The sequence below is a fragment of the Streptomyces sp. AMJ-169 genome (assembly GCF_055597585.1).
Window position 1 is genome coordinate 1 of sequence record NZ_JBVLTJ010000016.1, and the last position, 22,065, is coordinate 22,065.

24 protein-coding genes are annotated in these 22,065 nt (G+C 71.3%); 12 read left to right on the forward strand and 12 right to left on the reverse strand.

The annotated features are described in order from the left end of the window. Positions 1-1,139: 1,139 nt before the first annotated feature. The gene (locus ACYUD3_RS31650) at positions 1,140-1,688 is read left to right on the forward strand and encodes a GNAT family N-acetyltransferase (RefSeq protein ID WP_470977395.1); all 549 of its coding nucleotides are present in this window, start codon (positions 1,140-1,142) and stop codon (positions 1,686-1,688) included. Between the two features lie 198 nt (positions 1,689-1,886). Here the strand turns inward: ACYUD3_RS31650 and arfB are convergent, their stop codons facing one another. Beyond that, entirely contained in the window at positions 1,887-2,330 is a 444-nt protein-coding gene (arfB, locus tag ACYUD3_RS31655; protein WP_470977398.1) for an alternative ribosome rescue aminoacyl-tRNA hydrolase ArfB, read from the reverse strand. 197 nt (positions 2,331-2,527) lie between these two features. Between arfB and ACYUD3_RS31660 the strand changes: the two genes are divergently transcribed. Then, positions 2,528-3,103: a TerD family protein gene (locus tag ACYUD3_RS31660; RefSeq protein ID WP_470977401.1), complete on the forward strand. Its 576-nt coding sequence runs from the start codon at positions 2,528-2,530 to the stop codon at positions 3,101-3,103. A gap of 149 nt (positions 3,104-3,252) precedes the next feature. Here the strand turns inward: ACYUD3_RS31660 and ACYUD3_RS31665 are convergent, their stop codons facing one another. The 3 genes from ACYUD3_RS31665 to ACYUD3_RS31675 all read right to left on the reverse strand — a co-directional run bounded on the left by ACYUD3_RS31665 (position 3,253) and on the right by ACYUD3_RS31675 (position 4,679). Continuing rightward, positions 3,253-3,462, reverse strand: a complete 210-nt coding sequence (locus ACYUD3_RS31665; protein ID WP_470977404.1) for a hypothetical protein — start codon at positions 3,460-3,462, stop codon at positions 3,253-3,255. Between the two features lie 329 nt (positions 3,463-3,791). Further along, positions 3,792-4,163 (reverse strand): hypothetical protein, encoded by a 372-nt coding sequence (locus tag ACYUD3_RS31670; protein WP_470977407.1) that lies wholly within the window; start codon positions 4,161-4,163, stop codon positions 3,792-3,794. An 81-nt stretch (positions 4,164-4,244) separates the two neighbouring features. Then, the gene (locus ACYUD3_RS31675; protein ID WP_470977410.1) at positions 4,245-4,679 is read right to left on the reverse strand and encodes a glycine-rich domain-containing protein; all 435 of its coding nucleotides are present in this window, start codon (positions 4,677-4,679) and stop codon (positions 4,245-4,247) included. A gap of 209 nt (positions 4,680-4,888) precedes the next feature. Here ACYUD3_RS31675 and ACYUD3_RS31680 point away from each other — a divergent pair, with 209 nt between their 5' ends. From ACYUD3_RS31680 to ACYUD3_RS31690, 3 genes are read left to right on the forward strand one after another with little or no spacing between them, the layout of a single operon-like run. Continuing rightward, complete coding sequence (locus tag ACYUD3_RS31680; RefSeq protein WP_470977412.1) at positions 4,889-5,026, forward strand: hypothetical protein; 138 nt, start codon at positions 4,889-4,891, stop codon at positions 5,024-5,026. A 43-nt stretch (positions 5,027-5,069) separates the two neighbouring features. Next, a complete protein-coding gene (locus ACYUD3_RS31685) occupies positions 5,070-5,531 on the forward strand; it encodes a DUF6879 family protein (protein ID WP_470977415.1) in 462 nt (153 codons plus the stop codon). Next, entirely contained in the window at positions 5,528-6,376 is an 849-nt protein-coding gene (locus ACYUD3_RS31690; protein WP_470977418.1) for a helix-turn-helix domain-containing protein, read from the forward strand. Before ACYUD3_RS31685 ends, ACYUD3_RS31690 begins: the two co-directional genes overlap by 4 nt. Here the strand turns inward: ACYUD3_RS31690 and ACYUD3_RS31695 are convergent. Both ACYUD3_RS31695 and ACYUD3_RS31700 read right to left on the reverse strand, forming a co-directional pair. Then, positions 6,348-6,536 (reverse strand): DUF397 domain-containing protein, encoded by a 189-nt coding sequence (locus tag ACYUD3_RS31695; protein WP_470977421.1) that lies wholly within the window; start codon positions 6,534-6,536, stop codon positions 6,348-6,350. The genes ACYUD3_RS31690 and ACYUD3_RS31695 overlap by 29 nt on opposite strands. Before the next feature lie 11 nt (positions 6,537-6,547). After that, on the reverse strand, positions 6,548-7,399 hold the full coding sequence (locus ACYUD3_RS31700; RefSeq protein WP_470977963.1) for a helix-turn-helix domain-containing protein: 852 nt from the start codon (positions 7,397-7,399) through the stop codon (positions 6,548-6,550). Between the two features lie 227 nt (positions 7,400-7,626). On the opposite strand from ACYUD3_RS31700, the gene ACYUD3_RS31705 reads away from it, so the two are divergent. The 3 genes from ACYUD3_RS31705 (at position 7,627) to ACYUD3_RS31715 (ending at position 9,645) form a co-directional block, all read left to right on the forward strand. Then, the gene (locus tag ACYUD3_RS31705; protein ID WP_470977424.1) at positions 7,627-8,061 is read left to right on the forward strand and encodes an ATP-binding protein; all 435 of its coding nucleotides are present in this window, start codon (positions 7,627-7,629) and stop codon (positions 8,059-8,061) included. 44 nt (positions 8,062-8,105) lie between these two features. After that, positions 8,106-8,750 carry a GNAT family N-acetyltransferase gene (locus ACYUD3_RS31710; protein ID WP_470977427.1) on the forward strand — a complete coding sequence of 215 codons (645 nt, stop codon included), beginning with the start codon at positions 8,106-8,108 and terminating at the stop codon, positions 8,748-8,750. A gap of 394 nt (positions 8,751-9,144) precedes the next feature. Beyond that, on the forward strand, positions 9,145-9,645 hold the full coding sequence (locus ACYUD3_RS31715; protein WP_470977430.1) for a hypothetical protein: 501 nt from the start codon (positions 9,145-9,147) through the stop codon (positions 9,643-9,645). 249 nt (positions 9,646-9,894) lie between these two features. Here ACYUD3_RS31715 and ACYUD3_RS31720 read toward each other — a convergent pair whose 3' ends face one another. The 5 genes from ACYUD3_RS31720 to ACYUD3_RS31740 form a co-directional block, all read right to left on the reverse strand. Continuing rightward, a complete protein-coding gene (locus ACYUD3_RS31720) occupies positions 9,895-10,992 on the reverse strand; it encodes a hypothetical protein (protein WP_470977433.1) in 1,098 nt (365 codons plus the stop codon). A gap of 4 nt (positions 10,993-10,996) precedes the next feature. Beyond that, positions 10,997-11,665 carry a pentapeptide repeat-containing protein gene (locus ACYUD3_RS31725; protein ID WP_470977435.1) on the reverse strand — a complete coding sequence of 223 codons (669 nt, stop codon included), beginning with the start codon at positions 11,663-11,665 and terminating at the stop codon, positions 10,997-10,999. A gap of 234 nt (positions 11,666-11,899) precedes the next feature. Further along, a complete protein-coding gene (locus tag ACYUD3_RS31730; protein ID WP_470977438.1) occupies positions 11,900-13,282 on the reverse strand; it encodes an NAD(P)/FAD-dependent oxidoreductase in 1,383 nt (460 codons plus the stop codon). Between the two features lie 41 nt (positions 13,283-13,323). Next, a complete protein-coding gene (locus ACYUD3_RS31735) occupies positions 13,324-13,974 on the reverse strand; it encodes a rhomboid-like protein (protein WP_470977966.1) in 651 nt (216 codons plus the stop codon). 169 nt (positions 13,975-14,143) lie between these two features. After that, the gene (locus tag ACYUD3_RS31740) at positions 14,144-14,341 is read right to left on the reverse strand and encodes a hypothetical protein (protein WP_470977441.1); all 198 of its coding nucleotides are present in this window, start codon (positions 14,339-14,341) and stop codon (positions 14,144-14,146) included. Between the two features lie 135 nt (positions 14,342-14,476). On the opposite strand from ACYUD3_RS31740, the gene ACYUD3_RS31745 reads away from it, so the two are divergent. After that, positions 14,477-16,972 (forward strand): SpoIIE family protein phosphatase, encoded by a 2,496-nt coding sequence (locus ACYUD3_RS31745; RefSeq protein ID WP_470977444.1) that lies wholly within the window; start codon positions 14,477-14,479, stop codon positions 16,970-16,972. Positions 16,973-17,027: 55 nt separating this feature from the next. Here the strand turns inward: ACYUD3_RS31745 and ACYUD3_RS31750 are convergent, their stop codons facing one another. Further along, complete coding sequence (locus tag ACYUD3_RS31750) at positions 17,028-18,860, reverse strand: trypsin-like serine peptidase (RefSeq protein ID WP_470977446.1); 1,833 nt, start codon at positions 18,858-18,860, stop codon at positions 17,028-17,030. Positions 18,861-19,164: 304 nt separating this feature from the next. Here ACYUD3_RS31750 and ACYUD3_RS31755 point away from each other — a divergent pair, with 304 nt between their 5' ends. From ACYUD3_RS31755 to ACYUD3_RS31765, 3 genes are all read left to right on the forward strand, one after another. Next, entirely contained in the window at positions 19,165-20,379 is a 1,215-nt protein-coding gene (locus ACYUD3_RS31755) for a cytochrome P450 (RefSeq protein WP_470977449.1), read from the forward strand. Continuing rightward, positions 20,376-20,570: a ferredoxin gene (locus tag ACYUD3_RS31760; protein WP_470977452.1), complete on the forward strand. Its 195-nt coding sequence runs from the start codon at positions 20,376-20,378 to the stop codon at positions 20,568-20,570. Before ACYUD3_RS31755 ends, ACYUD3_RS31760 begins: the two co-directional genes overlap by 4 nt. A gap of 111 nt (positions 20,571-20,681) precedes the next feature. Further along, positions 20,682-22,052, forward strand: coding sequence for a cytochrome P450 (locus ACYUD3_RS31765; RefSeq protein WP_470977455.1), 1,371 nt, complete (start codon positions 20,682-20,684; stop codon positions 22,050-22,052). The last annotated feature ends 13 nt before the right edge of the window (positions 22,053-22,065 follow it).

Consider the following 22,065-nt stretch of genomic DNA (forward strand, 5'->3'; position numbering starts at 1 on the left):
GTCAGGGGACGGGGGCGGGAGACGGGGGTCGGGGGTGAAAGGGGGCTGGGGCAAGGGGTGTTGGAGTGGAGGGGGTTTCGAGGGGGGTGGGGTGAGAGGGCTTGGGTGAGGGGGTTTCGAGGGGGGCGGGGCGAGAGGGCTTGAGTGAGGGGGGGTCGAGGGAAGCGGAGTGAGAGGGCTTGAGTGAGGGGGGTTCGAGGGGGGGGAGTTATGAGGGGCGGGGTGAGCATTTGCCGCCCCGGCGGGGCGGGGAGGTTGGAGGGGGCTTGCGGGGTGGGAGGGGCGCGGAGTGGAGGGGGCGCGCTTCTGTGGGGGTGGGGTTTGGGGGACGGCTGGGTTAGGGGCGGGCGGATAGGCGGGGCCGGGGAGAGGGGCGATCCGGCGGGAGGCGAGCGGACAGACTGCCGGCCGGATAGGGGGCGGACGGTCAGGGAGACGGGCGGGGAAGGCAGGGCCGGAGAGTGGGGGGCCGGAGAGTGGGGCCGGAGAACGGAGGTGTGGTGATCCTGAGGGTGACTCCGGGGGTGGTGGTTTCGGGGGCGACAGCTTTGAGGGCGTCGGCCTTGAGGGCGTCGGCCTTTGGGGCGACGGCCTTGAGAGCGACAGCTTCGAGGGCGACGGCCTTGAGGGCGACAGCTTCGAGCGCGACAGCTTCGAGGATGCCGGTCTCGGGGGTGACTCCAGAGGGGGCTGGTTCGGGGGCGGCGAGAGATGGGGAGCAGATCCGGGGTAGAGGTGCGGGCGGGGAGGCAGGCCGTATCCGCAGAGCTGCGGGTGAAGAAGTTCTGCCGAGGCACGGCTACGGATGGAGAGGCCGTATCGGAGCAGAACTGCGAGCGGAGTAGCCGTACCGAGGCGCAGCTACGGGCAGAGAGTCGTACCGCAGCAGAGCCACGAGCGGGGATGCCGTACCGGAGCAGAACTTCGGCCGGGGAGGTCGTACCGCACGGGGCGAGGAGTCGTACCGGCGCTGGCGCCTGCCGGAGGTGCCGGTTCCCCTTGAGCCAGCGGTCACGCTCACGCCGGCCTGCCCCGCCAGGGGCGAGATGCAGGATCTGTTCCGGAGACCCCGCCGCCCTTCCCCCTCCCTCAGGGAAATTCCCTCGCGGCCCGCCGGAACGGATACCTAAGGTGCGCCCATGAACACCCCGCACCTCGCCCCGATAACCCCCGCGAACATCGAGGCAGCGCTGAAAATCAAGGTCGCCCCGGAGCAGGAGTTCGCGGTATCCCCGGTGGTGAAATCACTGGCAGAGGCATACGCGCACGGCGAGACAGCCTGGCCCCGCCTGATCCTCGACGGTGAGCGGCCCGTCGGATTCCTGATGGCGTTCCTGGACATCGACTGGTACGCCGACGGCGGCTCCGTACGCCGCTCCGGCCTATGGCGACTGAACATCGCCGCCGGCGAACAGGGAAAGGGCTACGGCCGTTTCGCGGTGAAGTCGGTGACGGAGGAACTGCGGCGACGGGGGATACGGGAGTTCTACGTCACCTGGCACACCAGAGAACAACCACCCCGCGTCAGCCGGGCCAAGCCGAAAGCAGCCTCAGCGCATCAGCCGGGCCAAGCCGGAGGCAGCCCCACCCCACCAGCCGAACCCGAACCGAAAGACAACCCCACCACCTCAGCCGAACCGGAAGGGAAAGCAACCCCACCACCTCAGCCGGGCCGAACCCGCAGATGACCTCACCACACCTCAGCCGGGCCGAACCCGCAAATGGCCTCACCACATCAGCCAGCCCGCAGCCGGGAAGCACCCTCACCGCCCCCGCAACTGCCCCACCCCCCTCTGGCCACCCACCCCCTACAACCACCCGCGCCCCCCAAAGCCACCCCACTCCCCGAGCCCCCAACTACCCCGCCCCGCCCGCCGCAGGCGCCCTCACCAATCCCGCCCCCCATGCCCCCCACGCCCCCTCTTCGTCTCCGACCGCTGCTTCTTCTCCCGCAACCGCCGCTCATTGATCCCCCGCGGCACCCGAGTGGCCCGCCGGGGCTTCGGCGGCGGCGCCGTCGCCTCGGCGAGCAGCGCGGCCAGCCGCAACGCCGCCGCCTCCCGATTCCGCCACTGCGAACGATGCTCGGAGGCCCGTACGACAAGAACCCCGTCGACGAGCCGGGACGCCAGCCGCTCCAGCGCCCGCTGCTTCCACACCGGCGGCAACGCCCCCGTACCGGCGAGGTCGAAGCGCAGCTCCACCTGCGTGTCACTGGTGTTGACATGCTGCCCACCCGGCCCGGACGACCGCGAGAAACGCCACACCAGCTCGGCCTCGGGCAGGGAGACGGAGCCTCGGACGGGATAGGGACCGGACATGTGTTCCATGGTGAGGGCAGCGGCGGGGCACGTCACGCGATTTACGCACGTACGGACTCAACTTACGCCGGACTTACACCGAGGCGGCAAGGTAAAGAAAGTAAAGATGGTGGGCCGGAGCTGGAACCTTCGCTGTGGCCTGCGCGTTCCTAGGGATAACGACGCACGAAAACGCACGTCAGACGACAAGGGAAGGACTCCCAACCATGGCTGTAAGCCTGTCCAAGGGTGGCAACGTCTCGCTCACCAAGGAGGCACCGGGCCTGACCGCCGTCACCGTGGGCCTCGGCTGGGACGTCCGTACGACCACGGGCACGGACTTCGACCTCGACGCCTCCGCGATCGCCGTCAACCCGGCGGGCAAGGTCTACTCCGACGCCCACTTCGTCTTCTTCAACAACAAGCAGACCCCGGACAACACCATCGTCCACACCGGCGACAACCGCACGGGCGAGGGCGACGGCGACGACGAGTCGATCAACGTCAACCTCGCGGGCCTCCCCGCCGACGTCGACAAGATCGTGTTCCCGGTCTCGATCTACGACGCCGAGAACCGCTCGCAGAACTTCGGCCAGGTCCGCAACGCGTACATCCGCATCCTGAACCAGGCCGGCGGCGCCGAGATCGCCCGCTACGACCTCTCCGAGGACGCGGCGACGGAGACGGCGATGGTCTTCGGCGAGCTGTACCGCAACGGCGCGGAGTGGAAGTTCCGCGCGGTGGGCCAGGGTTACGCCTCCGGCCTGGCCGGCATCGCCCAGGACTTCGGGGTGAACGTCTGAGGGTCCTGAGGGAGCCGCGCTCGCCCGCGGCCCCCTGACCTGAAGCGGCAGAACAGACCCCGGGACCGTCCCTCCTGGGGTCTGTTCATTTCCTGGGGAGGTGCGGTGGTGGGCGTGGAGGGTGACGGCTCAGCGGGGCGGTTGACGTCTCAGGCCGCTCGCCTCCCGTGGCCGAGGGCCTCGGCGATCAGCGCCTTATCGGCTTCGCCGTGGGCGGCGGCCCGGCTGAACCCTTCGAACGCCTTGAGGTGGAGGGCCACTTCGGCGGGGTCGGTGATGTCGACGCCGGCGGAGACGAGCTCGTACGTGCCACCGCTGTCGTCGTAGACATTGAAGCCCCGCCCCGGCAGGACGCTCATCTCGGCGGCGCGGGGAAGAACGGCGAGCTTGAGCGAGGGGGGCCGAACTCGGCCGGCAGCCCATCCAGTTGGCCGCGCATGACGCCCGGTCCGCCGATGTCTCGTGCAGAGCGCCTGCTCCCCGAGGACGACTTCATAGCTGTGCTCCCGTCGTAGAGCACCTGCCGGCGTGCCATCCGCTGGGCCACTCCGGCCGGTACGCCGTCCGACACCTCAAGAAAGCCGACGACCCACCGCAGGACCGCCGTCGCGTCATCCGGTCTCCCTGCGGGGCCATGGAGTTCTCCCTCCGGAGCAGGCAAGTGCCGTGCGCACCCTGCCCACCGGGCTCAGCCGCCGAGCAGGGTCATCCGGCCGGTCATCAGTACGTCGTGGTTGGCGTAGAGGGTGGCGAGGGTGTGGCGGCGGTGGATGGCGGCGGTCCAGGGGGTGCGGGGGTGGTCGCCGGTGGCGGTCATGCGGGCGCGGGTGGCCTGGGTGAGGAGCCAGCGGGCCTGTTCGTGGGGGGTGGTGCGTCCGCCCAACTGGTCGGCGAGGTACCAGAGTTCCTCGCCGTCGCTGCGGTCGGTGCCGAGGACGGCGACGACCGCGATGTCGCCCAGGTCGCGGAGGTCGCTGGAGCGGGTGGTGTAGGCGACGGAGAGGGCGTTGAGGGGGAAGAGGGTGACGCGGGTGGTGGCGGCGAGTTCGAGGAGCGGCACGGCGGGGTTTTCCGTTTCCGGGCGCGGACGGGGGCGGCCCGGCGGGGGGTGGCCGGGCCGCTGTGAGGAAGGGGGTGCGGGTCAGCAGCAGGGGCCGTCGCCGCAGCAGGAGGGTGCGTTGCAGCCGGCGGCCGTCCCCCAGAGGCGTTCGTCGACCTCGAAGCCGGCGGCACGGAGCCTGGTGGTGACGTCGGTCATGAGACCCCGGGTGCGGGTCTTGCTGTTGGGGGCGTGGTGGAGGAAGTAGCCGAACTGTTCCTGGCACCAGGCGGCGTACCAGTCGGTGTGCAGGATCAGCGTGTGCCAGCCAGGGTCGACCTGCCGGGAGGGGGCCATGTCGGCGCCGGCGCGGGTGGTGCCCATGACGTGGACGAGAGCCAGGGCCTGGTCGACGACCCGGTCTGCGACGGTCCGTTCCAGGCCGTACTCGCCGGCGCAGAACGCGGCCAGCGTCTCGAAGTCGGAGGCGGGGACGAGGGAACGGCCGGTGCGGGTGTGGAGCGTTGTGGTGGTCATGCGGGCCTCCTTGCGGGTCGTCCGCTGTGGGTGGGACGAACGTAGGGAGGCGGGGGAGGGCAGGGCTATCAACTTGCGTCTGTTTATGCGGGGTTCACTCCGGTGGCGAGAGGTAAGGGTTCCCCTCTCGCAAGTTCGCGCAAGTCGGTGGCTACAGCGGGTTGTTGGGCGCGAGACTGAGTGTCAGGTCTGAACAGAGGAGGCTGGCTTTGGCGCTGATCAGGTTCGCCCCTGAGCGGCTGGCGCAGATGGACATCCCCGAGCACGAGACGGTGATCGAATTCCCGCGCCGCATGATGCAGTTCTTCCCGGAGGTGACCGGCAATGGCGTCGGAATCGGCAATTAACGATCACCTGCTGGCCTGTACCCGTTCAGCCATCCATCTGGAGATGCGCGACGGCTACATGGAGTCCGACCCCGAGTTCATCAAGTGGAAGAACGGCGTCCGGGATAAGCCGAGCACCACCGACCCGGACTACCTCTCCTGGATGGAGCTGGTCTCCGGCATCAGGGCGAAGGGTGTCCAGCTGCGGCGGGCCCGCATCTTCTCGGAGCCCGCGTCGGAGTACATCCGGTTCGAGCACCATGTAACGGTCAACAACGTGGCAGCGGGCGAACAGGTCCGCTGGCTGCCACGCCGTCAGGCCTCCCGGCTGACGCTCCCGGGGAACGACCTCTGGCTCTTCGACGACAGCGTCGTCCTCTTCCTCCACTTCGCCGGTGACGGGGAGTTCGCCGAAGAGGACCCCGTAGAAATCATCGACGACCCGGCGGTCGTGAAGTTCTGCGTGGACTCCTTCGAGTCCGTCTGGTCCCTGGCCACCGACCACGCGGAGTTCACTCTGCGTTGAGCAGCACCTCGTCCAGCGTCGCCGAGGCCCGCCGGGCACTCGGCCAGCGCCTGCGCGAGATCCGGAAGGATTCGGGTCTCACCGCGCGGGCGCTGTCCGCGTTGGCGGGCTGGCATGAGTCCAAGTGCAGCAGGATCGAGAACGGCCGGACGATACCGTCGGACTCGGACATCCGCTGCTACACACTGCACTGCGACGCCCAGCCCCAGACCGCCGACCTGATCGCCACCGCACGTGCCGTGGAAGGCATGTACGTCGAGTGGCACCGCATCGAGCGCTCGGGGCTCAAGCACGTCCAGCAGTCCGTGGACCCTCTCTTCGAACAGACGCGCCACTTCCGGGCCTACTCAGGGTCACTCGTCCCCGGACAGCTCCAGACCCCCGCGTACATCGAGGCCCTGCTCAGGTCGATCCGCGACAGGCGGACGGTGCCGGACGACGTGGAAGAGGCCGTGCGGGTCCGTGTGGACAGGCAACGCTTCCTGTACAGGGGTCCGCGCCGCCTCGCGGTGGTGCTGGAGGAAAGCGTGCTGCGCCACCGGATCGGCGGGGCCGCGACGATGGCCGGACAACTCAGCCATCTGCTGTCCCTGTTCGCCCTGCCGAACCTGAGCCTGAGCGTGATCCCCTTCGCCGCCGACCGCACCACGCTCTGGCCGGTCGAGAGCTTCTGGCTCTTCGACGACGCCCAGGTCAATGTCGAGTTGGTGGCGGCCTACCTGACTGTCACCCAGCCGCACGAGGTGGCCATGTACGCCAGAACCTTCGCCCAGCTGTCCTCCCTCGCCGTGCGCGGCGAGGACGCCCGCGCCCTGATCAACGCAGCGATCGACGCTCTTCGGTAAGAGGGAGAAAGCCGGCCCAGCTCAGGGGGGAGACGGTGAGGTGGGGTGCGGCTGGAGTTTTGGAGTCGCGGATGTGGAGGTGGGCTGGAGTGGGGGCGATCTCAAGGCAGTTGGCGCCTTCAGCGCTGTAGGAGGACTTATGCCAGACGAGATCGGACATGGCGGTGCTCCTCAGAGGTCTCGGGCGATGCGATGGATGAGGTCACGAGACTTCGCCTCAGGAAGGGCACGGGACTCCATACGATCGAGCACGGCCCGATAACGCTCCAACTTGGCCTCCGCATCAAGGAATTCACAGCCATGATCGGTGTCCAGGACGACGGTGTCGAGTTGCGGAGCCGCACCGGCCACATAGGTGATGGGCTGACCGGCGGCAGGGAAGCCGGTCTGGCCGAAGGGCAGGACGAGCATCGTTATCGTCGGCCGCTCGCTCATCTCCAGGAGATAGCCGAGCTGGGCGCGGGCCACCTCCGGTCCGCCGAAGCCCATACGCAGGGCAGCCTCGTGCACGACGGTCGTATAGGGGGTCGGGGCTTCCTCGAACAGCACGGCCTGCCGCTTGACCCGGCAGGAGACACGGTGCTCCATCTCGTACGCGCGCAGCGGCACCACGTGCTCCCGCATAACCGCCCTGGCGTGCTCCGGTGTCTGCAACAGGCCAGGGATATGGACGGTGACGCCCACCCTCAGGGCCGTGGCGTGATGCTCCATCTCGGCCAAGTCCAGCTGGACAGCGGGGACATGCTCACGGTCCGCCTCCCACCACCCCCGGGGCCGTCGCCCGGTCATCGCCACCAGCGCTTCGGTCAGCACCTCGTCCGGGCAGTCGTACGCCAACGCCATCGACCGGACCAGATCCGCGCTCAACGCACTCCGCCCCGTCTCGATCATGCTGACGCGCCCTTGGTTGACGCCCAGGTGCGGCGCGGCCTGCGTCACGGTCAGCCCCGCGCGCTCGCGGAGTTTGCGCAGCTCGATGCCGAGGCGTCGTTGGCGATAGCTGGGATTGCTCGTGGGCGGCACGGCACCTCCTGTCGGGCCGCAGAGCGGCGTTCGTGTCACTCACACGAGGGAAAAGAAGGTAAGTCTCCGGAGTTTGGAAGATAAATCTCCCGAACGGCTCTACCGTAGTGCACACCCCGCCCAACTCGCCCCACCCACAAGCCGGAAGCGCACCACCCCAGGCAACGCCACCGCAGGGAACGCCAGTTGAGCGAGCCGACGCTGCTCCTTCCTCCCGGAGGTACCCCATGAGCACCGTATCCCCGTCCAGCGACTGGACCTACGCCCTCCGCCTCCCCCGCACCCCCAAAGCCGCACACGTCGCACGCATGACCGTACGGACCATCCTCACCGCCCACGGCCTGCCCGACCTCCTCCACCCGGTGGAACTGCTGACCTCCGAACTCGTCACCAACACCTACCTCCACACCAAAGGCCCCTCCTCCCTCCGCCTCACCGCCCCCGCCCACGGCGGAGTACGGGTCGGCGTCTGGGACACCCACCCCCACGTCCCCGCCCCCTTCACCCACCCCACCCCCCTCCCGCCGCCGGAGGCGGAAACGGGACGCGGCCTCTGCCTCCTCCAGGAGTACGCCGACGCCTGGGGAGGCTGGTCCCTCGGCCACGACCCCGACGTCCCCGCCACCGGCAAACTCCTCTGGTTCGAGATCAAACGCCACTGACCGCACGGCCGCCCCACCCGTCGTCCTGCCTCTACCCTGCCCCTGTGCGCCTGGACCCGATCCCCCTGACCCCCGACCACGACATCCCGGCCCCCCTCCTCACCGAACTCACCGCGCTGTACGCGGCGAACGCGGAGTTCCACGCCCTGAGCGGCGACTTCCCGGACCCGGAGAACATCCGGCCGGAGCAGGTGGCGAAGGAGCTGGCCAACGACCTCGCCCACCCCGGCACCGAGATCCTGCTGGCCCGCAGCGAGGGGAAGCTGATCGGGATCGTGATCGCCCTCGCCCGCCACCCCGATCCGGCGGACCCGGACCCGTGGATCGGGCTGCTGATGATCCACGCGGGGGCGCGGCGGCAGGGGTACGGCCGCCGGATCGCCGGGGCCGTGGAGCACCGCTTCCGGGAAGAGGGCCGAACGGCCGTACGGCTGGCGGTACTTGAGAACAATCCCAAGGGGATGGCGTTCTGGACGGCACTCGGGTACGAGATCCTCGACCGCCGCAGGGACAGGCAGGGGGGCCGCCCTTGTGTGGTGCTGCGGAAGCGGTTGCCGGCCAGTGCCGGGCGGGGTCTAGAGCGACGGCAGCTGCCGCTGTTAACGGGGCTACCGGGGCTACCGGGGCTACCGGGGCTACCGGGGCTACCGGGGCTACCGGGGCTACCGGGGCTACCGGGCGAGGTCTAGAGCGGCTGGGTCTGCCGCTGCTGCCGGGCGAAGCTTGAGCGACTGCGTCTGCCGCTGCTGCCGAACGAAGGCCAGAGCGGCTGCATCTGCCGCCGCCGGGCGAAGCTTGAGCGACTCCACGGGAAGCCGCTCGGGAAGCCGCCCGAGGGAGACATCCCGGCAGCCCCAGCGGACGCCGACCCAAAGCTCGCCCCGCGCGTACCCGCCGCACCCGCCGCACCCGCCGCACCCGCCGCACCCGCCGCACCCGCCGCACCCGCCGCACCCGCCAAGCCCACCCCCTCCCCAAGCCCCGCCCAACAACCCCACCTCCCCGCACCCCCTCCCCATCCCCTCCCCTCACCGCCCGGCCCCCACCCTGCAAGCCCCCCACCCCCATGCGACCATCACCTACGTGCTCGACATCGGATACGCCCTCTCCAACCGCTTCCCGGACCCGCCCCAGATGGACTACCGCAGGGCGGACACCCGCACCCTGCGCCACGACCTCTTCTGCGGCGACGTCTACCTCGCCGACACGAAGGCGGACCGGGAGTTGTCCACAGCCTGGGGATGGGTGCCGGTGCTGGACTTCGCGTGGGCGCTGTGCGACATCGTCGAGCAGCTGGACCAGGACCCGGCGGGCTCCCGCGCCGCCCGCCCCCAGTACGCGGAGCTGGACTTCACCGAGTCCACCGACCGTATGCTCTTCGAGCGCCGCTTCGGCTGGGTGGACGTGGAGGCCGACTGGATGCCGGCGGAAGAGGCCCCCCTCTCCTTCTCCCACTCCCAACTCCGCCGGGAATCAAGGGACTTCCTCCACGACCTCCTGTCGGACCTGACCGACCTGCACGAGGACCTGGCGGAAAACCCGACGATCTGGACCCTCCAGGCGAAGTTCCCGAGAATCGACTGAACGGGGATCCGGGCGCCGAGGAACCCTGGGCAAGGCGGGCCCCCTCGACGGAGTCCCAAGCTACGGAGTACGTTCCCCCGGCGCACGGAGACGCCCACCGGACCGACGAGTCGGACAGCCGTCGGCAAGTCGGACGGCTGATCAACAGGCCCGTTCCCCCCGCCCCCTGAACCCGCCGCCCCCCGCCCCCTCCCTCCCCAGCAGCGGCTTCGACACATACCCCGTGCCCGCCCGCCGCTCAACACCCCCTCACAACGTCCCCGCCGGCGCACCCCCCGCCCAGAACGTCGCCCCGCCCAGCAACCACAGCTCCGTCAGCGCAGTGCCCGGCGGCAGATACCCCTGCGACAACGCCCCGTACCCCGTGTTCAGCCGCGGCGCCGCCAGCCCGAGCAGCGCCATCACGTCGTAATGCTGGGCGTCGGCGAAGACGTACCGCCCGTTCTCCCCGTCCTCCCGCGCCAGCGGCACGCACCGCAGGACCGACTCCAGGGCCATCAGGTCGACCGGCGCGGCGGACAGCGGAAGGAACGCCGCCGGATCGGCCCCGACCGGCTCCGGCCGGGATCTGGTCCAGCGGTCCGAACGCTCCCACCGCCCCGTCCAGTCAGCCTGGCCCCCGCCCCCGTCCCGACCCTCCCAGTCGGCCCGCCCACCTCCGGCTTCACCCCGGCCCGCCCAGTCCGCCCGGCCGCCCCCAGCTCCGTCCCGACCCGCCCAGTCGCCCCGCCCACCCCCGGCCTCGTCCACCCCGGCACTCCCGAAACCGGCCCCCCTAAGGTCGCCGCCCTCGAACCCACCCCCTCCGGAGCCACCCCCAAGACCGGCACCCTCAAAGCCACCGCTCCCAAAGCCGGCCCCAAAGCCGCCACCCTCAAAGCCACCGCCCCCAAAGCCGCCCTCCAAGCCGCCGCCCTCAAAGTCGGCGCCCCCGAACCCACCACCCCCGGAGTCGCCCCCGGAGTCACCCCCAGAGCCACCCTCAGGATCACCACCCCCACACTCTCCGGCCCCCCACTCCCGGCCCCCGCTCTCCCCACCCCCGAAATACCCGGGATACGAGTCATACAGATGCCGCAGCTCCCCCTTCTCGTACACCTGCATCACCAGCACATCCGAGTCGAACAGGTACATCCCCAACGTCGGCGCCGAAAGGCGGCGGCTCACCGACTCCGCGAGGGTCAGCGCCTCCGTCTCCTCCGCCGGATGGATCACGGTGTGCCGTGGCCCCACCGCGAGGGCGTACCCGCGGACCGGCGGACGCCCCCCGGCAGCGCTCTCCGTCAGCTGCGGCACCACCTCATGGCAGGCCCTCGCGACCAGTACGTTCCCGTAAAACGTGCCCATCCCGTCATTCCTCCACCCTGATCCCCAGTTCCCCCGCCAGCACCGGCGCCAGATCGACCAGTTGTGCCGCGCTGATGACCGCGCCGCGCAGCCGGTCGACGCCGCCCGCGATCCCCAGTTCCACCGCTCCCCTCAGATCGACATCCGACAAGGCCGCCGCGCTGAAGTCCGCCCCCTTGAGCGAGCAGTCGACGAACTCCACCCGTTCCATACGAGCGCCCGCGAAGTCCGGTTCGACGAGAACGCAGTTTTCGAAGACGACATCACGCAGCCGGGCCTGCCGGAGGTTCAGGTAGTCGATCTTCCCGCCCCGCACGACCACCCGTTCCAGCACGCCCCCGTACAACTGCGTACCCCCGAGCCGCGCTTCGACGATCTCCACGTCCCGCAGCGTGGCGTCCGCGAGGTCGGTCCCCACCCCGCGCGGCGCCGTCAGCCGCGAATCGAGGAAGCGCGCGTTGCGCAGCCGCGTCCCGTCCAGCGCGCACCCCGTCAGCGCGCAGTCCATGAACCGCGCCCCGGACCCGTCCTGCCCGACGAAGTCCAGCTCCCGGAACTCCAGCCCGTCGTAATCCCCGTCCGGCTCCAGCTCCCCGCCCCCGAACGCCCCCAGCTCCGGCAACCGCACCTCCGGCCGCCGCGCCGCCTTCACTTTCGCCTTCGTCCTCGCCATGCCCCCATCCTGCACCCCACCACTGACAATGCCCCTGACCAGCACCTTTCCCCTGCCCAGGCCACCCGAACCGCCCCCGCCGAAGCCCCCGAACCACCCGAGCGGCCCGCACAGCTCAAGCGCCTCGCCCCGCCCGAGCGACCCGCACAGCTCAAGCACCTCACCCCACCCGAGCCCCTCGAAATCGCCCCTCCCCCACCCCGCGAAGCCCCCTCCCCCCAAACCCCCCTCCCCCTACCCCCTCCCCGCCACCAAATCCGCCACCCGAGCCACCCAAGCCGACCCCTCGCTCCCCCGCGCCCCCTCCCACCGATCCGCCGCCCGGTACACCGCGTACAGCCCCCGCACCCCCACCCACCGCAACGGCTCCGGCTCCCACCGCCGCACCCGGTGCCCCACCCACGGCAGCCCGGTCAGCGCACTCCCCCGCTCCAGCACCAGATCCCGCAGCGTCCGCCCCGCGAGATTCGCCGTGGCCACCCCCGACCCCACGTACCCCCCGGCCCACCCCAGCCCGCTCCCCCGGTCCACGGCCACGCTCGCGCACCAGTCCCGGGGCACCCCCAGCACCCCGGACCACGCGTGCTCCACCCGCACCCCCCGCAGCGCGGGAAAGAAGTCCGTCAGCACCCCCCGCAGCGCCGCCACGGTCCCCTCGGCGGTCCGCCCGTCCACGTCCACCCGGGAGCCGAACCGGTACGGCACCCCGCGCCCGCCGAGCGCGATCCGCCCGTCGGCGGTCCGCTGCGCGTACATGTACGCGTGCGCCATGTCCCCGAGCACCTGCCGCCCGTCCCACCCCAGGGCCGCCCACCGCTCCTCGCCCAGCGGCTCGGTGGCGATCATCGAGGAGTTCATCGGCAGCCAGGTCCGCCGCTGCCCGGCGAGCCCGGCGGTGAACCCCTCGGTGCAGCGCAGCACATAGCGCGCGCGTACGGTCCCGTAGGGCGTGACGGCGTGCCCCGCGCGGATCGCGGTGACCGGCGTCGACTCGTAGACGTCCACGCCGAGCCCTACGACGGTCCGTGCGAGCCCCTTGGCGAGCTTCACGGGGTGCACGCGCGCGCCGTGCGGCGTCCAGCTGGCGGCGAGGGCGCCGGCGACGCGGACACGGGCGGCGGTCTCGCCGGCGTCGTACCACTCGCGGTCCAGCTCGTCGTAGGAGCGCTCGTGGGCGTGGAAGGCGCGCAGGCGGGTGAGCTGGGCGGGGGTGCGGGCGAGCTCCAGGACGCCGCCCTGGTGGACGTCGGCGTCTATGGACTCCTTCTCCAGGACCTCGACGACCTCCTTGACGGTGTCGTTCATGGCCTTCTGGAGGTGTACGGCGCAGGTGTGGCCGTGCACGCGCGCGTAGCGGTCGCGGCCGGCGATGCCGTTGTAGAGCCAGCCGCCGTTGCGGCCGGAGGCGCCGTAGCCGCAGAAGCGGGCCTCCAGGAGGGTCACCTTCAGGGAGGGGTCGGCCTTCTTCAGGTAGTAGGCCGTCCACAGGCCCGTGTAGCCGCCGCCTACGATCACCACGTCCGCCGTCGTGTCCCCGGGCAGCGGGTCCCGGGTCGCGGGCAGGCCTTCGCCGGCCCACCAGAAGGACACCCCGCCGTTCATCACACCGGTGCTCATAGGCGGACGTTAGCCCGTACGGGTGAGCTGACCAAGGGTCCCTAGGAGATGCCCTCCACAGCTCCCCTGGGCCGCCCCCTGGTGAGCGGATACGCGGCGAGCCCCAGGAGCACGGCCACGAGGTGCCCGAAGTCCGTGAACGTCGGCGACCAGAACATCGGCGCCCCGAAGAACACCAGGACGGCCGCCAGGTACGCCCACCGCCACTTCGGCCGCCGCACCCGGTAGGTGAGCACCCCCACCACCCCCGCGAGCCCGTAGCTCACCCCCACGTCCAGCGTGTCCGCCATCCGCGCGGGCGCGATCCCGTCCCGGATCGCCATCAGCAGCGCCCCCTGGCTGATCAGCGTCGCCAGCACATGGACGCCCACGCACACGACCAGCCACCGCAAGGTCCCCAGCCAGCGCTCCGCGCGCGCGTGGAACACCGTGTACAGCACGGCGTACGGCGTCCACATCCCGCCGTCGATCCACATGGCGCTCACCAGCAGCACCCGCACCGGGTTGTCCGACAGCTCATTCAGATTCGTCGACCGCTGCCGCAGGAACTCCGTCTCGAACTCGGCCGACATGTGATGCAGCGCGACAGTCGTGAAAAAGAGCACACCGAGCCAGAGGTAGGTCCCGGGGGCACTGCGGACATAAGCCCACACCACCCTCACCCCACGCCTGACCCGTTTCCCCGGGGACATGAACTGGTGCACATACGCAAGTATCATCCGAGCCCTGCCCAATGCCCCCACCGGGTGGCATCACCCCCACCGGACCCGTCAACCCGCACCACCCCCTCCCCCCCCATCGCATGAAGCCAATCGGATTTAAGTGTCCGCCCAGCCCCCACCCCCGTTGATGAAACGGCATTCACCCCTTCACGGCCGCCAGGACCGCGAGGCACAGGGTGAGGCCCGTCGTGAAGGCGACGCCGCTGTGGGAGAGGGCCTTCGGGAGGGTCGCTCCGTCCCAGCGGGCCAGCGCGAAGGCGATCGCCGCGGCGGCCAGGGAGAACAGAACGGCCACCGCCAGTGCGAGGAGAAGGAGCGCTGGGGAGGTCTTGCTCATCGGGGCACCGCCGGGATCAGGTCGTACGGACGAGGAGGTACGACGATCTCCGAGCGCAAGCCTCCGCTGGGCCGGGCGGGCGTTTCTCCCGTGACAACACCGGGTTGTCCGGCGGACAACCCCAGGGGAGGTTGCGTGGGCTCCGAGGGAAAGCGGTCCGGGCGGCCGTGGGCGGCGCCGCAAGGACCGTCCGCGGAGATCAATCAGCTGGTCGTACTGGTGCGGTCCTGGCTGGCCGGGACGTCCGTGGCCCAGCTCCACGCGCGGCTGACGCCGGACCACTTCAGCGCCGGGGCCGTACCCCATCTCCGCCGCCTGCGCGACCTCCTGAGCGGCAAGGCCCTGGAATGGGACCTGGTCGAAGCCGTCGCCGACGTCTGCTTCCCCGACGAACCCGCCGACAGCTGCGCGCTGCGGCTCAAGGAGGCGCGGGCACTGTGGGACCTCGCGCAGTCCAGCCCGACCCCGGTCGAAGGGGCGCAGGAACTCGCCCTGACACGGGAGTTGCTGGCCGCCAAGGACCGCACGATCGAGGCCTACCAGGAGATGCGGATCGTCCGGCAGGCGTACGAGACCAGCGAGCGCGGCCGCCAACAGGCCCTGCGCATCGCGACGTTGCTCTTCGCCATGCTGGGCCAGGCCCAGGCGGACACGGCACGGCTGCGCCGCCGGGCGGACGCGTTACCCGAAGCCGACGCGCGGCAAGGCGGCACGCTGGAACGGTCGTTGCAGCGCGCACAGCGGCAACAGGCGGAACTGAGCGAGCAGTTGGACCGCGCCGAGCGCGACCGGGACGTGGCTCAGCAGGTCGCCGATCACGCCGCCCGCCGCATCCAGGAACTGGAGACCGAGCTGGCCGCGCTGCGCGTCCGCACGGGCCACCCCGCCGAGCCGTACCCGGACCACGCCCCGGAGCCGGACACCCGGGTGCCCGGTCTTCCTGACACGGCCCCCGACGACGTCGACCGAGCCCTGCGCAGGGCGTGCCAGGTGCTGGACGCGGAGCACGAGGCGGTACGGCAGGCCGCCGCCGACGTGGGCTACCGGACCCGGGTGGACGTCGTGCCCGGCAAGGTGGAGTCCTCGCGGACGGAAGCCGCCCCCTCCGGCCTGTCCGGCGACCGGCTGGGCTATGTGGTGTCGGCCGCCCGGCGCATCGCCCGGGGCCGCGACCTGGACGAGGTCGTCACCGGGCTCTGCCGGGCGGCCGTGCCGGCGTTCTCCGACCGCGTCCTCGTCTATCTGCGGGACCCGGGGGATCAGGTGGTGCTGCGGCTGCACCGCGTCGGCCGGGTCCGGACCCCGGCCGAGGGCCACCCCGGCCGGACGGCGGCGTACTTCCCCGAGCTCGGCCGGGCCGCGGCCGTCCCCCGCCCGGTACGGCCGCACAGCGCGCTCGCCCAGGCGCTGACCGGGATCCGGATGGTGGACACCCTCTCGGCCCGCACCACCCTGGAGGAACTGCTCGGCGCCGAGGCCGCGGCGGAGGTGCCGGCCGGCCGCCGGTCGGTCCTCGCCCCGCTGCGCAGCCGCAGCCGGCTGATGGGCGCGGTGCTGTTCCTGCGCGAGCCGGCCCGTGCGCCCTTCGAGCCGGACGACGTCCTGGTGGCCGCCCAGCTCGCCACCCACAGCGCGCTCGGCATCGACAGGGACACCCGCCACAGGCCAAAACTCGTGACGCCCGACCCGGACGGCGTCCGGCTGGCGGCCCGCGGCGGGGGGCGCCCGGAAGGGGCCTGGTACGACGTGCTCCAGCTCCCCGGCGCCCGCGTCGCGCTGCTCGTCGGGGACACCACGGGCCGGCTGCGCGACACCCTCACAACCGCCGCCGCCCTGGACCTGCCCCCCGCGCAGGTGCTCCGGCAGGCCGCCGACGGCAGCGGCGCGGCGGCCTGTCTGTACGCCGTCTACGACCCCGTGGCCCAGCGCCTCACCCTCGCCGGCGCGGGCCATCATCCGCCGCCGCTCCTCCTGCACCCGGACGGCACCGCCGAGGCCGTCCGGGTACCGCCCGGCTTCGCGGCCGTCACCCTGGAGGCACCCGCCGGAACCGCCCTGTTCCTCTGCACGGACGGGTTCTTCCCCTTCGGGCACGACGACGCGCGGACCGGCGTGGAGCGGCTGCGCGCGGCTCTCTCCGCGAGGTGCGCGGGCGCGGACCCGCCGTCGCCGCAGGCGCTGTGCGACGCGGCTCTGGCCCTGCGCGGCCCGGACGACGCCGCGCTGCTCGCCGTGCGCTTCGAGGGGATCGCGCCGGGCGACGTGGCGTACTGGTTCCTGGAGCCGGAGGACCGATCGCCCGCCCGCGCCCGCCGCCTGACCCGCCGCACGCTGTTCCGCTGGGGCCTGGAACACCTGAGCCACCTCATGGAACTCCTGGTCAGCGAGGTCATGACCTACGCGGTCCGGTACGCCGCGATCCCGGTCTCGCTCCATCTGCGGCGCGGCGAGGTGGTCCGCTGCGAGGTACGCGCCAACGTCCCCGCCATCCCCCGCCCCGACGAGACCCGCACCCTGCCCGACGAGGACGAACTCCGCTGGCTCCTGGTCGACGGCCTGACCACCCGCTGGGGAGCGCGGCCTCTGGGCAGGAGCAAGCTGATCTGGTTCGAACTGGAGCTGCCGGGGTGAGACCCGCCCGCTCTACCGCCGCTAGGCGCCGCCGCCCGGACGCGGTTCAAGCGGATTACCGGCTGAAGTGTTCGAGGGGTGTCTCGTGCCGGAGGCCGTCGGTGTCGGTCGTGGTGAAGAGGGTGAGGCGGCCGTCGGTCCAGCGGACCAGGAGGTCGTCGGGGGTGGTCGTGGTGAAGGCGCCGGCGGTGATGAGGGAGGCGTTCTTCCAGGTGGGGTTCGGGGGGCGGAGGGTGGTTTCGGGGGGCAGGCCCTGGGCGGTCGGGCGGGGGTAGAGGGTCGTCTCGCCGTCGTCCCAGCGGACGACGATGTCGTCGGTGGCGGTGGTGTTGGTGAAGGAGCCGGTGGTGAGCTGGGCGGCGTGGGGCCAGGTGGGGTTGGGGGCGGTGAGGCGGGTCTGTTTCCTCAGGCCGTTGGCGGTCAGGCCGGTGTAGAGGGAGACGTGGCCGTCCTTGAAGGTGACGAGGAGGTCGTCGCGGTTGCCGCCGGGGGTGAAGCGTCCGCCGGTCATGAGCCGGGCGCCGTCGCGCCACAACGGGGTGCGGGGCGGGGCGAGTTGCCTCTCGCCGTGGAAGCCTTTGGTGTCGACGCCGGGGTAGAGCGTCATCTCGCCGTCGCTCCAGCGCACGGCGAGCCCGTCGGTGGCGGCGCCGGTGTCGACGGTGGTCGCGGAGACGGCTTTGGCCCAGATGCTGCGGCTGGGGGCGAGGCGGTACTCGGCGGTGAAGGGGCGGGCGGGGTCGCCGGTGTCACCGCCCTGGTAGAGGGTGACCCCGCCGTCGTCCCACCGCGCGATCAGGTCCATGTGCCGTGTCCCGCCGGCCGCCGGAGCGGCGGTGAAGTAACCCGCCGTCAGACCCACCGCGTGCCGCCAGGTGGCGCGGTCGTAGACCGGCGGCGGCAGGTAGGGCGGTCTCGGGCCCACCGCGCGGTGGGCGGCGGCGGCGTCGAACAGGTCCTGGGCGTCCTTGCCGTAGAGCGGCGCGTAGGACACCCAGTCGTCATTGGTGTCGTTGCCGCCGCCGTTGTACCCGCCGGTGCTCCCTACGACCTTGCCGGTGCCGCGGACAGGGTCGTAGTCCTCGATCCAGGGGCCGCCGGAGACGCCGCCGGAGAAGCCGGCGCAGGTCATGCTCAGCTGCCGGAAGCCCGGCAGCCGGGTGGTGGTGACGGGGCAACGGACCAGGCTGTGCCGGGGGTTGGCGCTCTCGGCGCTGGGGTAGCCGAGGACGGTGACGCGGCGGGCGTAGCCGGCGGTGGGGGTGAACGTCAGGGCTCCGGTGACCTCCTCCACCTCCTTGCCCCGGCTGCCGGGATCGGTCTGCGCGAAGGCCAGGTCGAGGTCGGAGACGGGCTTCTTGGTGTTCGCCTCGTAGCGGGGGTCGATGTACACGCGGGTGACCGGGAAGACGCCGTAAGGCTGGCCCGCGGCGGGTCTGCCGCTCGTGTACTGCGGCACGAAGATGCGGTGGGCGGCCTTCGCCAGGCCCAGAGCGCAGTGTCCGGCGGTCAGGACGATGTCCTTGGCTGCCGTGTGGACGACGCTGCCGGTGCAGAACGTGCTCCGGCCGCCCAGCGGCCTGCTGTCGAAGAAGAACGTGCCGACCGTCGGGTGACCCGCGAAGTGTTCGGGGGCGGGGGTGCCGGCCGGCGGTGTCCGGCCCTTGGCGGTCATGTCGGTGTGCGCGTGCGGCACGGCGTGCGCCGCGGTGTCGCCGGGGACGGCGTCGGTCATGCGGTCCGCCGTCCAGTACCGCTCCTCCTCACGCAGACCCGGCGGCGCCGAGGGGGCGGGGGCCGCCGGTACGGCGAACGCCGGGCCGGTACCGGGCGTCCCCGCGCCCAGGGCGAGCGCGAGAACCAGGAGCCATCCGTGTCTGGAACGCAAGAAGACGTCTTTCTGCTGGGGAGAGGGCACCGGACAGCGAGCGCGGCGAATTCTCCGGGGGCGCATGCCGGTTCGATACGTCAGATCGCCTCAAGGAATCAGTAAATATATGCAGGGGCGAAGCGGTGCTGGTGGCCGGGGGAGCCGGGCGGGCCGGAAAGCCGGCCGTCCACGCCGACATCACTCACCGTTCACCAAAGAGAACCCCGACGAGACATCCCGTTCCGACGCAATCCCCCACCAGGCAATTCGACGACGCCACCTGACCGCACAGTTCGCTCACAGCAATTGCTACCGTCGCGCCGTGAGCACTGCTACCGAACGTCCTCAACTGCCGTTCGCCAGGCCGAATCCCCTCGGTCTCGCCCCGCTCTACGACGTGCTGCGCAGGAAGGCACCGATCGCGCCCGTCATCACGCCGGCGGGTGACCCGGCCTGGCTCGTCACACGCTACGAAGAGGTCCGCCTGCTGCTGGCCGACAAGCGGCTCGGGCGCTCCCACCCCGAGCCCGAGCGGGCGTCGCGCCTCTCGACGGCCGCTCTGCTGGACGGCCCGACGGGTGAGTACGAGACCGAGGAGGCCGACCACACCCGGGTGCGCCGACTGCTGACGCCCGCGTTCTCCGCCAAGCGGATGCGGACCCTGTCCGACCGCATGGAACAGCTGGTCGACGGCTATCTCGACCGGCTCGCCGAGGAGCACGAGGCCAACGGCGTGGCCGACCTGCGCGCCACGCTCGCCTACCCGCTGCCGGTCGCGATGATCTGCCTGCTGCTCGGCGTGCCGGAGGCCGACCACAAGCTGTTCGCCCGGCTGTCCGAGCGCATAGCCGACGCGACCATAGGCGAGGAGTCGGGCCAGGCGAACGAGGAGTTCTTCCGCTACATGGTCGGACTCATCGAGACCAAGCGCCCGCGGCTCGGTGAGGACGTGATCTCCGACCTGATCCGCGCCCAGCACGAGGACCCGTCCTACGGCTACGAGGAGATGGTGCAGCAATGCGTCGGCCTGCTGTTCGCCGGCCACGAGACCACCCTCAACCAGATCTGCGTCGGCACCCTGTTCCTGCTCGCCAACCGCCCCCACTGGGAGGCGCTGGTCGCCGACCCCGAGGGCCGGGTCGACGCGGTGGTCGACGAGGTCATGCGGCTGGGCCTGTCCGGCGAACTCGGCCTGCTGCGGTACGCCCGGGCGGACATCGACATCGCCGGCGTCACGATCCGCGCCGGTGACGCCGTACTGCTGTCGGTCATCGCGGCCAACCGCGACGCGGACGTCTACGGCGACGCCGAGTCGTTCGTCCCCGGCCGCCCGGAGCGGACGCACCTCGGCTTCGGCCACGGCGCGCACTTCTGCATCGGCGCCTCGCTCGCCCGCACCGAGCTGCGGGTGGTGTTCACGGCGCTGGCCCGCCGCCTGCCCTCGCTGCGACTCGCCACGGAATTCGACCAGTTGCAGATCCGCATCCCCCTCACCGGCGGGGTCACCGAGCTGCCCGTCACCTGGAGTGCGTCATGAAGATCGTGGTGGACCGGGAGAAGTGCGTCGGGGCCGGACAGTGCGCGCTGACCGCCGACGACGTGTTCGACCAGCGCGACGAGGACGGACTGGTGGAGCTGCTGGACGCCGCTCCCCCGGCCGCCCGGCTGGCGGACGTCCGGCACGCCGCCGCGGTGTGCCCGGCGTCGGCGATCACGGTCGAGGACTGACCCGGCCGAGGCGCCGATCTGTTCTCGTGGAACCAGCCGAACAGACACTTTTCTGAAAGTCGGTCAACTATATGATCATGCCTGGAGTTTGCGTCCCGGACGGGGGAGAACATGTCCACTGACCTCGACGTGACCGGTCTTGAGCCACCGGCACTGCCCGGAGGGCTGCCGGGTCTCGGCCACACCGTGGCCTTCGGCACTGATCCGGTCGCCTTCCTGGTCAAGGCGCGGGCGAAGGCCGGCGATGTGTTCACGGTGCGGATCGCCGGCCGGAAGTTCACGGTCCTGTGCGGCCCGGCCGCCAGCGACGCCGTCTTCCGCGCCCCCGACCACACCCTCGGCCGCCGCCGCGCCTACGAGTCGATGACCCCGGTCTTCGGCGAGAACATCCTGTTCGACGCCCCGCCCGAGCTTTTCGACGAGCACATGACGATGATGCTGCCCGCCCTGTCGGGCAACGCCGTCGGCGGGTACGCCGAGGCCATGGCCGAGGAGATCGACCGGTTCCTCGACGGCTGGGGCGACGCCGGGACGGCGGACCTGCCCGCGGTCATGAGCGAGCTGTCCGTGAACATCGCCGCCGCGTGCCTGATCGGACCGGAGTTCGGCCGGCTTGTGGGGCGTGATCTGGTCCGGCTGTTCGACGACCTGAAGGCGGCCGGAAGGCTGGCCTGGCTGCTCGGGCCGAACCTGCCCATCCCCGCCTTCCGCCGCCGGGACCGGGCCCGCCGCGAGCTGGTGGAGGTGATCCTGTCCGCGGCCCGGAAGATCCGCGAGGAGAGCCCGGACGGTGAGCGCTTCGTCGTGTCGCTGCTGGAGTCCCGCTACAGCGACGGCCGTCCGCTGCCGGAGGAGGTCGCCGCGTCCCTGCTGCTGGCCATCATCGTCGCGGGCGAGCACAACACCGCGGCGCTGGCCTGCTGGACGGGGACGCTGATCCTGCAACACCCGGAGACGGCGTCCGAGGTGATCCGGGAGCAGGACGCGCTGGCCGCGCAGGACGCCGGTCCCGCGGTGCCGGACGTGCACCGGATGAGCGCGTTGCGCAAGTGCGTCACCGAGGCGGAACGCCTGCACCCGCCGACGACCGTGCTGCTGCGGGACGCGGAAGAGGACTTCACCTACGGCGGGTACCGGATCGCCCGCGGCAGCAGGGTGATGATCTCCCCGGCCGCCTCGCACCGGCTGCCCGGGACGTTCACCGAGCCCGACCGCTACGACCCCGACCGCTTCTCCCCGGACCGCGCCGAGCACCGCGGCACCCCCAGCCCGCTGTCCGCCTTCGGCGGCGGCAAGCACCGCTGCACCGGAAAAGCCTTCGCCTACCAGGAGATCATGCTCATCTGGAGCCGGATCCTGAGCCGCTTCGAGATCGAGCTCGTCGACACCGCCGTACGGCCCGACTACGCGGCGCCCGTGGCCGTGCCGCAGACGCCCTGCCGTATCCGCTACCGGCGGCGGACCGGGCAGGCCGGCGGCTGAGTCCCCCGCCGCC